This is a genomic window from Fluviispira sanaruensis, from assembly GCF_004295685.1.
Taxonomy (GTDB): Bacteria; Bdellovibrionota_B; Oligoflexia; order Silvanigrellales; family Silvanigrellaceae; genus Silvanigrella; species Silvanigrella sanaruensis.
In genome coordinates this window covers 243156-258830 of the sequence record NZ_AP019368.1, presented here as the reverse complement: position 1 = coordinate 258830, position 15675 = coordinate 243156, and the positions used below count along the sequence as shown (strand labels likewise).

The window sequence follows — 15675 nt, the reverse complement described above, 5'->3', positions numbered from 1 at the left end:
AATTATTTTTGGTTTTATATTTTTTATTTGCTGCATAATAAGAATTAGCTCTATGTATCCAGCTGTGACTGAAAACTGGCTTATAGTACAAAATTTCGATTTTGCAAGAAAGATTGTCCAGGATCTATCAACTCTTTCTGAAATATCAAGAAGAAAAACATTTGCAGAATGGCTTCCTTTTATAGCGCTTTCAATTGCATTTTGCATTAATTTCATTATTCATATGAAATTTTTAATTCTCCAGAGCAGAATTGTAAAAAAAGCTCGTTCTGGAATTCAAGTTGAAGAGCTTGACATAGAATCAAGAATTTTTTCAATACAAGGCGTTTCATTTGTTATATTTTTCATATTTGGCAGTATTTTTCTTATTAATATGAATTCTTCATTGCAAATAAATTTACCACAAAATAACACAAGACAGCATCGACCAAATGTCTTTATTTTTGCCAGTGATAGTTTACGCTATGATCGCTTGAATGAAAATAAATATGCTAATGTTATGCCATTTTTAAGAACTAAACTGAGAGAAGCTGAATTATTTAAACCTATGCTTGTAGGAATTCCGCGCACATTTCCAAGTTGGGTCGAAATTGCTACAGGAATTTACTCTTCCAATAATGGTGTCAGAACTATGTTTCCTTCAAGAAATACCAGAATTGGAAAAAAACAAACAATTTTTGAAACGGCAAAAGAAAGTGGATATTCGACAATTTTTGTCTCTGATTTTGCAGGGGATATATTTCCAAGATATCCATTTGGCGCAGACGAAATAAATGCACCAACCTCAAATTTACAATCCATGGTCGAAAATGGAATAATCTCAGGCATCAGTGTAATTCAATCTATTTTAACTTTACCTAAAATGCATCGCATACTTCCCGCTTTGCTTGAGTCTCCAGAAATATCCGATCCACGCTTAGTTGCAAAAGCTTTTTCAGAAAGTCTTTCCCATGTTTCAGAAGTATCACGTCCGGTGTTTATGACTACATTTTTCTCGACAGCTCACTTTCCCTATGCAGCACCTGGTCCTTGGTTTGCGAAATTTCAGGATAAAGATGACAAAGGTAATTATAAATTTAGAAAAATCCCTGATCAAACCTTGATAGATAATGCAAAAATTAATAATATTTCTGAAACTTCTATAAATCAAACTATTGCGTTATATGATGGATCATTAAATGCAATCGATAGCACCCTAAAAGATTTATATCTTGAATTAGAAAATAAAGGCTGGCTCAGAAATTCTATTATTCTTTTTTTTGGTGATCACGGAGAAAATCTTTATGAAGGCAATTTAGGAATGGGACATGGGGATGGAGTTTCAGGTGAATATTCTAACGTAACACCGCTTATTATACTAACTAAAGGGAACTCAGTCCCTATTCAATCACAAAAGCCTATTAAACATATTGTTCGCACAATTGATATTGCTCCTACAATTGCCAGAAGAATTAATGTTAATTTTCCGGAAAATGAGTTAGATGGAGAGCCTCTTCTCGACATTACTGAGAAACTACCAAATTTTCCCTCGGGACTCGCCTATATGGAAACTGGTATTTGGTTTACGACTGGAAAGTTAACGCCCGAACATCAACCAAGAGTTATTTATCCAAGCGTTACATCTCTTTTAGATATTGATGAAGGCATGAATTTTGAATTTTACGTCAGACCAAGTTATTCACAAGCAATACCTGGTGTAAAAGAAAGAGCATGGGTAAATGATATATATAAATTAATTGCGAGAACAACGCGCTATGGTGTGCAAACCTCTTTGTATTTTCGTACTGATAAAGCCTCAGAAGTTGATTTATTAGCAGATCCAAAAAGTGTTGAAAATTATAAGGCAATTGCTATGGAGATGCTTAATCAAATGAATAAATATTTAATATCAAGAGGTGTCGAAATAGTTCCTAATGGTAAAGGTTCATTCTTTTATTCGGAGAATATTACTCAATGAAGAAACTTAAGCGTCAATATATTCGAATAATATTAAGACCATTAAAAGCCCTCCGCCTTTCTTTAACTTATTTCTATGGCCGTATAGCATTATCTTTTGCTTTAAGAGGTATAAAAGTTCCAGGCCTCGATAAAATAAAAAAACGAATGCCACAAAGTGCTCTTGGTGCGTATGAAAGAAGGGTTCTTATATACGAAATAAAAGGAGAAAGATATTCTTTTCGCAAAGGACCTTTATGGTTACGAATTGTTTACGAAACACTTTCTTATTTTTTATCTAGAAATAGATTTTGGATATTAATTTTATTAAAGACAACAGTTGCTTTTCTAATAATAGCTATACCAATTCTAATTTTTATTTTAATTCGTGGTGTTTTGCCAGTTCCAGAACGCGTTCCTTACGTATCAATAAATACTAAATTGAATGAAACTTCTCAAATTCGCACGGATTGGCTTTATACGGAAGCGCCTTTTAATGATGAAGACCTAAAAACTCCATTCAATTATATTGATCCTGATAATGCAAGAGGAGTCGTTATAACACCAGTTATAGAGCCAGGCGCGCCCGCAGGTTTAATCCACTTTGGCATAGGCTATTATCCTATGAAATTGAATTTATTACGAGGATTTTTAGTTAGCAATCAAGCACCTTTAGTTGTTACCAGAAAAAGAAATATTAAAATTGAAGTGGAGGATGGAAATAAAATAAGAATTCAATATTATTTATTTCCTCAAAAAAATAAAGCACAAGCACAATGTAAAATTCAAATAAAAGATCAAAATGGAAATATAATTGCAAGTACTATTGAAACAACTACGACACAATTAAAAACCAGAGTAGCTAATTCTATTTCTGCAGCTTGGAATGAGCGGTTTTTGCCAAATACAATCCCAAATTATGGAAAAATTGGTGAGTTTATAATTAATGTAAAAACACCTCCGCAAAAACTAGTTGCTCATGTTTCTAATCTATCAGAAGAACAGGAAAAAGAAATTACAAGCAATAACTCTTTTAGTGAAAATATTTTAAAACAATTTAATATCAACCAACCACAAAAGACCGGAGTCGATCTCACCAATGATTCCTGTATCTTTGCTTTAGGTGATTTTAGTCTTGAACGGACAGTAGTATCGCCTCCAAAAAGAAGAGGTATTATTTTTATATTAATAGATACATTAAGAGCAGAAACTGCTTATGATTCAAAATTAATGCCAAATTTAAATGACTTTGCTAAAACCCAAAGTATAAAATTTTTAGAGCACAGAGCACAGGGTAACATGACCGTTCCGAGCATATTACCGCTCATGACTTCTCACTACTCCCGCGAAATAGGATCCGTAGCGTTTACTTATGCGGCAGATCAAAAAATGAAAAAGAATTTTTATGATAAAAAATATCCTATGCTTGCAACTTCTATGCAAAACTTAGGCTATCGTGTTGGTGCCATCGGTTGGTTATCTCTTTTTACTGAAGCAATGGAAGGCGGAGTTGATCTCGGTTTTCACAATGCTATTGTTTCAGAAACTCCAGAATACGAAGCCCGACAAATTACGGAACAAATGGGTACTTGGCTTGAAAATTATGGCGATGCACCCTTCTTTTTATATTTGCATTACAATACGACGCATGGCCCCTATAAACCTCCCCTTGAAGATATCGATTTAAAAAAGTTTCTTTCGAAACCATTTGGCTTGAATCAAAAAAGACAACTGTACAATGGAGCCGCTCGCTATTGGGATACTGAATTTGTTTATATTGTACAGAAGTTAAAAGACTTAGGTATATATGATCAAGTTGATATTATTGTTACCTCCGATCATGGTGCACAACTTGATCGTCAACCTTGGAATTATTTTCAAGGAGTTCCACAAAATATTGATGGTGGCTATGCTGATAAAGGAAATTCATTATTTGATGAAGAAGTAAGGGTTCCTCTTATTATTAAACTCGCAGATAATTTCAAAGGGATTGGTGAAACCGTAAGCATCCCCACAGCTCATGTTGATATGCTTCCAACTTTACATAGCCTTGCTGGTGGATCTGACATAAGTAAACAATTGCGAGGATTCGATTTTTCCCATGCCATACAAATGAATTCTAAACTCACTTTTCAAGATATTTTGCAAGAGCGAAAAAGCATCTATTTTGATGGACATAAGTACGCAGGAATTCTCTATTGGGGAGGAGAATTTAAAGATAAACCTATGAAATACATGCGACAACTCACACCTGATAGAGTAAAACTTTACTTAACCCATAATCCTTGGAGCCAGGTGATCAATTGGTACCAACCTGAAATTTTTTCATCTGTAAATTTTAACACGCACACGGAAGATATATTAGCAAATGTGCAAAATAATAAATTAAAAGAATTACGTAGCGCATACTATCAAAATTCTCCTTCGGATAAAGTGATTCGCTTTATTGCTAAATATAACGGACATTTTACTATGTCATTAAAATTAAAACATAAAGAAAAAAATAATTTAGCAAAAATATCATTAATTCCAGAGGGCGTTAAATACACAGAGAAAAAAATGAGTGACACAGTGCAATACGATTTTAATGGAAAAATAAACCCAGATGAAAGTATATGGATTAATTTAGGTGATAGTACTATTGAAGATATAAAATTAAAAGAAAATGTAACCCCGGTTATTTGCCCTAACGGTAATAAAATTGCAGCAGAGTATTTAGTCGATTCTTTACAAAATAATATTTGCTCTTTTTTTGCACCTCCTGATGGAATCATAGAACGCAATTATAGTATTGAAGACCAAGTTATCGTTATACAAAAAAGTTTATCCAATGAACAAGTCGAGCAAATTGAAGGAACAGGCGGCGGAGCAGCTTTGCAAAATGCTCTGCGCGAATGGGGTTATGCAAAGTGAAAGAGGTTAAATTAATAAATAAAAAACAATGCGATGAAGTCTTTAAAATACTTTTTCAGACTTGGCCTCAAGCGCAATGTGAATTGCTCCACAATAATCACTTTCAGCTTTTAATCGCTGTGGTTTTAAGCGCGCAAGCGACAGATAAATCTGTTAACAAAGCGCTTGAACCACTTCTTCAACAATCTCCTTTTTTTTCCGCTGCAGATCTCATTGAAATGGGTGAAGAATCATTTCTAAAAGTGATAAAAAGCATTGGACTCGCCCCGACAAAAGCGCGCAATTGTTTTAAATTAGCGAAAATTTTACAAGAAAAATACCTTGGGGATGTCCCACTTGAGCGTGAAAAACTTGAAGAATTACCTGGAGTCGGGCGTAAAACGGCAAATGTAATCTTAAATGTCCTCTGCAATCTTCCCACAATGGCAGTTGATACGCATGTAGAAAGATTATCCCAAAGAATTGGCCTCGTTTTGCAAACAAAAGATCGGCTTAAAATTGAAGAGGAACTCTTAAAAAGAGTTCCGCAAAAATATGCCGTAAAAGCACATCATATTCTTATTTTTCACGGTAGATATCACTGTGTGGCAAGAAAACCAAAGTGTGAACTCTGTCCAATAGAACATTTATGTCTAAAAGTTGGGGTCACACATTGAATAAAAAGTTCATAATATCTCCGTCTTTACATAGATAATCACGTCCTTCTTTGCGATACAAACCCGCTTCTTTGACTTTAGCTTCACTGCCAAGACGCATGAGATCATCATATGCGTAGACCTCTGCACAAATAAATCCTTTTTCAAAATCAGAGTGAATAACTCCCGCAGCTTGTGGAGCCTTACATTCCTTTGGAATTGTCCATGCTCTTATTTCCTGCACACCTGCTGTAAAATACGTCATAAGCCCTAAAATTGAATATCCTGCTTTTATCAAGCGATCGAGCCCAGATTCTTTGATATTCAGATCATCCATATAGACCTGAGCATCTTCTGGTTCAAGCTGACCTAATTCTTCTTCAAGGCGCGCAGAAACGACAACAACCTGCGCACCCTCTTTATGCGCAATTTCTCTTAAAACTTTAACATGTTTAGAGTTTTCACCATTGTCAGCGAGTTCATTTTCATTCACATTGGCTGCATAAAGGACTTGTTTCTTTGTAATTAAATGCAAGCTTTTTAAGTAGTCTTCTTCATCTTCATTTTTCACTGAAAAAGTGCGTGCTGGTTTAAGCTGCTCCAAGTGATCTTTCAGGCGCAAACCACATTCATGTGAAATTAATATTTTTTTATCATTGTTTTTTAACAAGCGTGACATTTTATCGACGCTTTTTGTCACAGTTTCAAAATCGCAATAAATGAGTTCAGTGTTAATGGTGTCAACGTCTCTTGCGGGATCGGTATTTCCATCAACGTGAGTGATATTCGAATCTTCAAAACAACGAACCACATGCACAATGGCATCAACTTGTTTTATATGCCCTAAAAATTGATTTCCAAGCCCTTCACCGCGGCTCGCTCCCTTTACGAGGCCAGCGATATCAACAAACTCCATGAAAGTTGGCACAATTTTTTTTGCTTTTATAATAGCATTAATTTTTTCCATTCTTTCATCTGGAACAGCAACTCGCCCAACATTTGGCTCAATTGTGCAAAAAGGGTAATTGGCCGCTTGGGCATTTGCTGTTCGAGTTACTGCATTAAATAATGTTGATTTTCCTACGTTCGGAAGGCCTACTATTCCACAATTAAAACCCATGTTTTTCCCTCTTCTTGATAAAGCTTTGCCTTCAAAAACGGCAGGGGGTAACATTAAGATGATTTTAGTCCTAAGGCAAGATCGAAAGAGAAGGTTGTGCCACATTGGTTGACAGTTCTGTAGCTCGTGTTAAACCAATCCCTGAGCCTATGGTTGGAGTTGACATGTGTTGAGGGCATGGTCTCTTCTTAGTTGACACTTTCCTGCTACGACTGAGAATTTACATTTGTTTTAAAGGAATATGACATGAATTCTGAAAATCTTAATAGAACAATAGAGGGAGCAACTGTTCAAGGACCAACAGACGACTCAGATAATACTGCTATGACGAATGAAAAACTTCTTAGTTTTTCATCGTGTCCTGAAGAGTTTAAATTGTTTATTGAAGAAACAAGCTTAGAAAAACTTGTCTATTGGAAACTTCACAATCTTTTTGAAAAATTCGATGAAGATTCACCAAATGATATTTTAAAAACAGTATTGGCGCACGTTGAAAGACCTCTTTTTGCACTCGTGCTCAAAAAGACAAAAGGCAATCAAAGCAAAGCTGCTGATGTTTTAGGCTGTAACAGAAATACTTTGCATAGAAAATTAAAAGAATTTTCTATAGAGCCACGTGATTTACGCCGTGCTTTACGCAATTCAGAACGCTCTTCGGCAAAATCAACATTCAATGCGCGCTTAGAAGAAAACTCTGCCGAAGCAAGACAATAATTTTATTTTGCTGCGTGTATAATATCTATCCGAAATTAAATTATTTTCGGATAGTTAAATAGGTTTAAAATGAATTCTACACCACAAAATACCCCTAGCATTGCCGGTTTACCTCATTCGAGAGAAGCAGAACAAGCTGTACTTGGTACCATTCTTGCCACACCTTCCAGTGTTTTTGGTCACACAGACAAACTCATACCCGAATATTTTTTCGACCCACAGCATAGAGTTATCGTTTCCGCCATGCGCGAACTCGTAGCAGAAAATACTCCCGCTGATGTTACTTTAGTCTATGGTAAATTAAGAGAAAAAGGTGATAATCTAAAGGCAGGAGATCTTGAAGGCGTTCGTAGACTTCTTGAATTTAATGCCCGGCCTGAATTACTTGGTTATTGGTTAGATGAAGTTAAAAAATATTGGGAACTGCGCCTTGTCATTGAGGCATGTGCAGAAATAGTGGGTCGAGGTAAAAAAGTTGCGGGTGCAAATGTAGAAGAATTTTTAAGTTATGCGGAATCAAAATTCACCCAATTAGCAGAGTCAAGAATAACCACTGGGCTTATACCGTCAGCCAGCGTTGTTAAAGAAACAATTCTTGATCTCGAAAAATTATTTCAAAATCCAGGCAAAATAACAGGAATCCCTAGTGGATTTACGGACCTTGATCGCATAACAGCTGGATTTCAACCCTCAGATTTAATTATTCTTGCAGCAAGACCCGCAATGGGAAAAACTTCTTTAGCATTAAATTTTGCTGCCAATGCTGTCTTTCTTCATCAAAAATCCGTTGCTTTTTTTAGTCTTGAAATGAGCAATTCGCAATTGATGCAACGTATGCTTGCAACGGCTGCAAAAATTGAATCGCATAAATTCAGAGATGGTAAGATGACAAGTGAAGAACTTGCTCGCCTTTATCCTGAAGCGGCGTCATTTCAAACGGATAAACTTTTATTGGATGACTCCCCTGGAATTAGTATTATTGACCTCGCAAGCCGCTGTCGCAAAGTGAAAAGAGAACGCGGAACATTAGATCTCATCATTGTTGACTATTTGCAACTTATGTCCGCAGGCGCTTCCCATGGAAAAGCTTCGCAGAGCCGTGAAAGAGAAATTTCAATCATAAGTATGGGACTAAAAGCATTAGCAAAAGAACTTAATTGCCCCGTAATTGCCTTATCACAGCTCAATCGTGGCCTTGAACAAAGACCTGATAAGAGACCACGTCCTTCGGACTTACGCGAATCCGGATCAATCGAGCAAGATGCAGACCAAATTATGTTTGTTTATCGTGATGAAGTGTATAACAAAGACACCACCGATAAAGGAATTGCAGAAATCATAATTGGAAAAAACAGGCATGGTGCAATTGACACTGTAAAACTTGCCTTCCAAAATAGCTTCACTTCATTTCATAATCTTGCACGCTTTGATAGTTAATTTTTTCCTATATTGTTATTCATGAATCTAAATAAGTTGGATTTATCTTTTTAATCAATTCTCCGATGAATTGAAGTCTCAATGTTTTCGTTCCAATCGGAGAGTGAATTTAGTGAATATGTCGCCGTTCGAAAAAATAGATGTCTACTGCATATACAAACCATTCGATCTTCCTATTCCAATTAACAATTTAAATCTGTTAAAAATTAATATAATGAAAAGCTCAATAAATGAAGCCTTTTCTGCTAAAAGAATCGATTCTGAAAACCTTAAATTATTTGTTCTTACCTTAAAACAATATACAGAAAATCATACACAAATAAAAAGCTTTTTACGCCATGGAACAAATGCCAAACATGCTGGCTTTTTCATACTCGAGTCAAATAATGACACTATTACAGAACGCAAAAAAAACAGTGCAGATAAAAATAAATTGGAAAATATTATATGTGAATTTTCAGGGCAAATAAATAAAAATCAGTTTATACAAGAATTAAAGAATTCTATCTATTCATTATTTATTCGTGCTAGCTCAGATTTTCTCTCTTCTTTTTCAACATTAAGAGACATAGAGAGCAGCGCACTTAAAGAAATCAGTCAAGCAATGACGAGTAAATCATTTCTGGCAGGCGACTTTTTAAACTTAGTGCTAAAGAAGAGTATGAAAATATCAGCGGCAGACTCTGGATTTATCCTTATTAAAAAAGGCCTATTTGACGAAAAAAATGATATCAGAGAGTCAAGCAAAATAAATCAAATAAAAAATCAAAAATTTATTTTAAAATATAAAATAAACAATAGCCAAAAAATTTCACTTAAGAAAGAAATTTATGACCCTAAAAAATCGAAGATAACCAAAATAATCTGCGAAGAAATGGTCGGTGTCTCGTGGCACGAAGAAAGTAAATTAATTGTATCAAAAAATAAAAAAGTTCAATCGGCCTCAAACCAATTATCCGAACTTATTTTTGACCCAAAAACATACAAAATAAAATCATACTGTGCATTTCCGATACGTCTACCGTCGTCAGAGGTGGATGGATTTATTCTATTATTAAATAAAAAAATTTCCGATGATATAATATTAGACAAGAAGACAGATATCGAAAATTCCGTTGTCCCATTCCCTTCACACGATCTTAATTTACTAGAATCTCTGACCAATCAAGCAGGAATAGCCCTTGAACACGCAAAACTTATTCATGATTTAAAACAGGTCTTTGAATCTTTCACAGCTGCTAGTATTATTGCGATAGAATCTCGCGATCCCTCTACAAAAGGGCACAGTGAAAGAGTTGCTACTTTAACTGTGGGCTTAGCAGATGCTATCAATCAAACCCAAACTGGTTTGTATGGAAATCTACAATTTTCAAAAATACAAATTGAAGAAATAAAATATGCATCCCTCCTACATGATTTTGGGAAAATTGGTGTGCGTGAACACATTCTGCAAAAGGAAAAAAAATTATTCCCCCATGAACTGGAAAGAATACAAATTCGCTTTTCTTCAATTCAAGATAGAATGTATGCCAATATTCTTGAATCTTACATCAACAGTCTTATGCTTAAAAATCAAGCTCCTTCAGAAAATGAGCTGGCAAAAATTAAATTAGAAGTAAGAAAAGTAGCAGAGAAATTAGAAAATTATTGGAAGACAATTCTTAATGTCAATGAACCTGCCGTCTTAAGCGAAGAGACCTTCGAAAAAATATCGGAGATTGCTGGAACGCAGATTATCATTGGGGATAACCCAGTTCCTTTATTGACACCTCATGAAATCAATTTATTAAGTATCAAAAGAGGCTCTCTCAGCCAACAGGAACGCATTGAAATTGAAAGTCATGTGACACACTCATTTAACTTTCTCGTGAAGATCCCTTGGTCAAAAGAATTAAAAGATCTGCCTGAAATTGTCTATGGCCACCACGAGCGCCTTGATGGCTCTGGTTATCCAAGAAAGTTAAAAAGCAAAGACATCCCAGTACAAGCCAAAATGATGGCGATAACCGATATTTATGATGCACTCATCGCCCGTGATAGACCCTATAAAAAGGCTATTCCTTATGACAGAGCACTCAATATTTTGGAGTCTGAAGTAAAACTTGGTAAGCTGGATGCAGCTCTCTTTAAAATATTTGTTGAAGCCAAAGTAGGGGAGCTGACGCTTGAGGCAAGCTCAGATGAAAGATCGACTTCAGTTGCTTAATCGAGGAAATTATGAAATTTCTTTCTTTTTTGATTTTTATAATATTTATTCTTCCGTTAAATATTTTTGCCCAAAATAAAGTCATTAAAGCTTGCTCTGACAATAGAGGAGAATACCCAAATATAAATTTTGTCAAAGGCAAAACTTTTGGCATTTGGGTTGATATTATTAATGAAGCCTTAATTCGTTTGAAAATTGATAATGAAAAACATAACTATTCATTATCAATTACTGGAATTCCTATTACGAAATGTCAAAGTGAACTGATTAAAGGAAAATACGATGTCATGATCACATCATCGTACAACACAAGAAGAGCAAGTTTCTTTTACTTTCCACCCGGATCAGACAAAGAAAATAAACCCTGCTCTTCCCCTTTTAAGTTTGCTTGCAATGGGTTCGTAGTTATTTCACCAAAAAAAGTGAATAATGAAGATAATAAATATGTTTTTAATGGAAAAATAGAGAATCTCCCCGATCTTGTCTTTATTGATAAAGGCAGAATGATTATGGGTGATTTAGAGGAAAAAGGCATAGTTCCTGAGGTTTCTGAAAAAATTGATGTCAGTATAAATAGAATGCTAAAAGAAGGCGGTGTCGCAATCACAAGCGTTCACACAGGAATTACTATGCTGCAAGATGCAAAATACAGCGACAAAATAACTTTACAAAAAATCCCACTCAGTATCACTTCTTATTATATTCCATTTTCTAAGAAATCGAAATTTACTGAGGAAGAACGCCTCTCTTTCTGGAAAAGCATTTCTGCTGTCAGCAATGATAAAACTTTTCTTGCGAAAATAAATAATCAATATAAATAAATTTTTAAATAAAAATTTTTACATAATTTCATCAGGCCACATATTTAATTCTACTAAATGTTTTTTCCAAAAATTAGGTGCTTGACTCTTCCAATAGAACAAAGAATAATTATAATTTAATTTATCTGAATTATATTTACCTTTAATTTGCACAAACTGGATATATTTACCACACTTTGAATCATCAGAACGCATTTTAAAGTTTGTTATTTTCTTGCGAGCGAGAGCTTTTGCTGTAGCAGAAATTGGATTTTTATCTGCATATTCGAGTAAGTCATCGATTGAAAAAAGAGTTCGCGAATTCAAATCTTATACAGAAAATAATTATGGATTTTGGTATGCAGCATATTTAAATGGTGAAATTATTTCAGATATTGGATTATATTGGAATGAGGAATTTGCACGTCTGCATAATTTAAAAACACTTAAAGAATATAGAAAAATGGGAGTAGCCCAAACATTAATAAAATTTGCTATTGACGATTCAAATCAAGAATTTTTCACTCTTGACGCAGATGAAAATGGCTTGGCAATAAATATGTATAAATCAATTGGATTTATTGTTAAAGAAAAAAAATATGGATTATTTAGTAGTTTGTAATACAAGATTTCATTTTAATAATTTTTAATTTAATAAATAAACAAAACATAGAATATATTCAACTTAGTCTTTAGGAAAAAATGATTATTATGAGTTACCTATTTGAAAATTACTTTTCAATTTTATTTAAGATTATTTCAAGTGAAGTATTTTTATTTTTCTCTTGAAATATCTTCTTATCAGTCATGGATAGAATAACTTATTTGACAATTACTTTTATTTACTATATTGAAATTTTAGAGTTTATAAATCTTTACTTAAAATAATATCTGTTTCAACTTATGCAGCATAAAACCCTAAGAAAGATCATAAAACGTCCTTTCTCACATACTTTATTCAAAGGGTAAAATTGCTTTATGTTTAAACAAGCATTGATCCAAAAAGATTTTTTTAATTTTCGCATCAGCGAATTTCTGAATATATTGAGCATCAACGTTGTCATGATCGCAATCACTTGGTGGATTTTGCAAGACGCACCAAGCTCATTACCACTTGTTTTGAGTTTAAGCGCAGGCTTTCGCATATTGTCTTATGCTTTGTTGAACTTTCTCGGCGATAGCGTTCCATATAAAAAGATATTGCTCATAACTAAATTCATAAATTTAGCCTTTGTTGTCTTAATCATGATCTTTTTTAGCACATCTAAATTTTCTATTTATTATATCTTACCTATTCTTGGCATGTCTATCATAGAGGGAATAACTATGCCCATTGTGATGAGCATTCCACCCAAAATGGTCGCAAAGGAACAATTAGGCAGCGCTATGCGTTTTGAAGGTATGCTGCAGTCCCTGAGTTTTATTTTAGGAAAAGTCATGGGCGGAGCTATCATTGGTATTCTAGGCATACTTTTAAGTTTTATTTCCACAGTAGTTGGATTTATTATTTCTATTATTTTCTGCACAATGACAAAATTTCCTGCAATAAATAACAGCGAAAAAGAAAAATGGCATAAAAAGTTGCTGAATGGCTATACTATGTTGATTAAAAATCCAATAGAGCTCGGAATGGCTTGCACCCTAACTTTGGTTAATTTTTCTTTTACTCCCTTTATTTTGCTGGGCATACCTCTCCTTGTAAAAGATGTATTCCATGCTTCTGCGCTTTATCTCGGTATACTTGAAGCTTCTATTGCCGTTGGCATTTTTTTTGGTTCCGCCTTCACTGCAAAGTTTCTTGCTAAAAAATTCTCCGATGATATTTTATGCACATTCTGCATAATAATAGCTGCTTTCTGTCTAGCTCTGCACTCTGTTATAGAAAATGTTTGGGTCAGTCTGTTTTGTTTATTTATCTTAGGGCAAGCGATGATCACTTTTAACATAACCTCTAACACCAAACGTATGCTCGCTATGCCTGAAAATTATCGCTCCCGCTTAATAGGCTGTACGAAATTATTTATTGAGGGAGGTATACCTTTAGGCTTTTTAGCTCTCGGCTTTCTAGTTGAGAGATTTGGCATAAAAACAGCGCTGATTGTGTTTGGCTGCATTCCTCTTCTCACACCCTTTATTCTTTATAAAGTGCCAAACTTCAAAAAATTAATGCGATCAGAACTCAAGGATGCGGATAATTTCTATATCAAACATGGTTATGTCAGTTGATAATTTTTAAGTATAATTATAAAAATGTAGATATTATAATAGAAAAATTCTTATCCTATTTAGTAATTGAAGTATCTTTTTTTCTCAACAATAATAATTTTAAATCTTATTGAACTCAGCTAAACACTTCTTCCGCTTGCCATGATTATAGTTTAATGATAATAACTGATTGTAAAATCTATAATTGAAATGCGCACTGCTATTTTTCTAGGAATTAAAATTTTAAATGCAATTGAAAACAAGAAATTTTTTAATTCAATGTATCAGTACTTCACTTATCATTTTGCCTTCACAAAACGTTCAAGGAGAAACTCATATGACAGATAAGAAAGTCTTTCAAATTTGCTCAGAAGTAGATAAAATCACCTTCAATCCATTCGAGCGCCCAAAAAATTGGATTCATCTCGTTTATTGGAGTCTAGTCTTAAAGCCTTATATAAATGATGAAGAGCCAAGTGAAAGTATTTTGCATAAATATCATTTTTCACCTGATGGTAAAACTTTTGAAGCAGAAGTTTCTCCAAAAGCAAAATGGCAAGATGGAACTCCTGTCTCTGCACTTGAAGCAGCAATTGGAATAGCAAAAGGGTTTATGTATAGGGATATTTCAGCTTCCGTAAAAGTTGTTGGTACAGAAGAAATAAATGCACCTAATTTCGAAACAAAAAAATATAGTGGGATAAAAATTCTTTCTCCAAATCGGTTTGAACTTACTTTTGAAAGTAAAGTGGAAAATGTTCGCGGTGTTGTTAAAGAAGCACTTCTTCAAGGCTCTATGGGAAATAAGGTTTGGCCAGTTCGTTTAAATAATGGTAATCAATTTGATGTTGTAAGCCGCTACCCTATTAAATTTGAAAACGGACGATATATATTGAATGTATTTGATTATAAAGTTGAGTTAACGACTCCTGATAATTATGCAAATAATGATTTTTATTTCTATGATAGAATGATGGAAGGATCAAAAACCAATAAAGAAGATTTTATCGTCAATAAAAGTCCTATGCCACAAACTATGGTAGCTATTTTTAATTCCCAAAGTAAAATTTTTAAAAATAGGGACAATCGCTTAAAAATTGCTTCACTCTTGCGCTACATTAATTCTTCGCAAGACAAGGATAAATATATCTCCGTCCCTGGGCATTTTGTCAAAGGTGAACCAGGTTTTGATGAAAAATACTCTTGGCCAGATAAATTCGAAAATTTTCCAAATGGAATAGAGAAATTAACGATTGCACTTCCCAATAAATTTCCTAAAAAAACCTTTGATATGGAAAAACTCGAAGAAATCGCTGAAAAAGCAAATGTGCAAATAAAATGGGTAACTCGTTATGATAAAGAAGAAGAGTATGCAGGTGCTGATATACAATATTTCTTTGATAGAGTGCAAAAAGATAGGCAGGTTTGGATCCAAAATATGGAAAAAGAACCTGCAGTACTTGACTATTTGTCCCATTTTCCAGAAACGCTATCAGCACTGCTCGAAGTCACAAAAACTTCCGCTTCTACAGTTCCTTTAAATGAAAAAGCGTTAAAAGAATTTGCAAAAGCAAGCTTTGAAGAAGTTTCCATAGTACCCGTTATTCGCTATAATTTATTCCTATATTCTAAAAAGAATTTGCCTATTCAACTTAAATTTACAGAAGATAGGGAATTTATATTTGTAAAAAAATAAAGTCGATCTATTTT

The 15675-nt window shown here is 34.1% G+C and carries 11 protein-coding genes; 10 read left to right on the top strand and 1 reads right to left on the bottom strand.

What is annotated here, in order from left to right; translation table 11 throughout:
- Window positions 1-52 precede the first annotated feature (52 nt).
- From EZS29_RS01090 to nth, 3 genes are read left to right on the top strand one after another with little or no spacing between them, the layout of a single operon-like run.
- Complete coding sequence (locus tag EZS29_RS01090) at window positions 53-1957, top strand: sulfatase-like hydrolase/transferase (RefSeq protein ID WP_172603704.1); 1905 nt, start codon at window positions 53-55, stop codon at window positions 1955-1957.
- Window positions 1954-4848, top strand: coding sequence for a sulfatase-like hydrolase/transferase (locus EZS29_RS01085; RefSeq protein WP_130605687.1), 2895 nt, complete (start codon window positions 1954-1956; stop codon window positions 4846-4848). Before EZS29_RS01090 ends, EZS29_RS01085 begins: the two co-directional genes overlap by 4 nt.
- Window positions 4845-5504 carry an endonuclease III gene (nth, locus tag EZS29_RS01080; protein ID WP_216678697.1) on the top strand — a complete coding sequence of 220 codons (660 nt, stop codon included), beginning with the start codon at window positions 4845-4847 and terminating at the stop codon, window positions 5502-5504. The genes EZS29_RS01085 and nth overlap by 4 nt, the downstream gene beginning before the upstream one ends.
- Here nth and ychF read toward each other — a convergent pair.
- Window positions 5494-6603, bottom strand: a complete 1110-nt coding sequence (ychF, locus tag EZS29_RS01075; RefSeq protein WP_130605685.1) for a redox-regulated ATPase YchF — start codon at window positions 6601-6603, stop codon at window positions 5494-5496. The two genes, nth and ychF, sit on opposite strands and share 11 nt — an antisense overlap.
- A 246-nt stretch (window positions 6604-6849) precedes the next feature.
- Here ychF and EZS29_RS01070 point away from each other — a divergent pair, with 246 nt between their 5' ends.
- The 7 genes from EZS29_RS01070 (at window position 6850) to EZS29_RS01040 (ending at window position 15661) form a co-directional block, all read left to right on the top strand.
- Window positions 6850-7317, top strand: coding sequence for a helix-turn-helix domain-containing protein (locus tag EZS29_RS01070; RefSeq protein WP_130605683.1), 468 nt, complete (start codon window positions 6850-6852; stop codon window positions 7315-7317).
- Window positions 7318-7386: 69 nt separating this feature from the next.
- Entirely contained in the window at window positions 7387-8754 is a 1368-nt protein-coding gene (gene dnaB, locus EZS29_RS01065) for a replicative DNA helicase (protein WP_130605681.1), read from the top strand.
- 118 nt (window positions 8755-8872) lie between these two features.
- Complete coding sequence (locus tag EZS29_RS01060) at window positions 8873-10960, top strand: HD domain-containing phosphohydrolase (protein ID WP_246035212.1); 2088 nt, start codon at window positions 8873-8875, stop codon at window positions 10958-10960.
- Window positions 10961-10971: 11 nt separating this feature from the next.
- A complete protein-coding gene (locus EZS29_RS01055; protein ID WP_130605677.1) occupies window positions 10972-11781 on the top strand; it encodes a hypothetical protein in 810 nt (269 codons plus the stop codon).
- A 214-nt stretch (window positions 11782-11995) separates the two neighbouring features.
- Complete coding sequence (locus tag EZS29_RS01050; protein WP_172603702.1) at window positions 11996-12382, top strand: GNAT family N-acetyltransferase; 387 nt, start codon at window positions 11996-11998, stop codon at window positions 12380-12382.
- Between the two features lie 356 nt (window positions 12383-12738).
- Window positions 12739-13986 (top strand): MFS transporter, encoded by a 1248-nt coding sequence (locus tag EZS29_RS01045; RefSeq protein ID WP_130605673.1) that lies wholly within the window; start codon window positions 12739-12741, stop codon window positions 13984-13986.
- A gap of 316 nt (window positions 13987-14302) precedes the next feature.
- The gene (locus EZS29_RS01040) at window positions 14303-15661 is read left to right on the top strand and encodes a hypothetical protein (protein ID WP_130605671.1); all 1359 of its coding nucleotides are present in this window, start codon (window positions 14303-14305) and stop codon (window positions 15659-15661) included.
- Window positions 15662-15675: the final 14 nt, after the last annotated feature.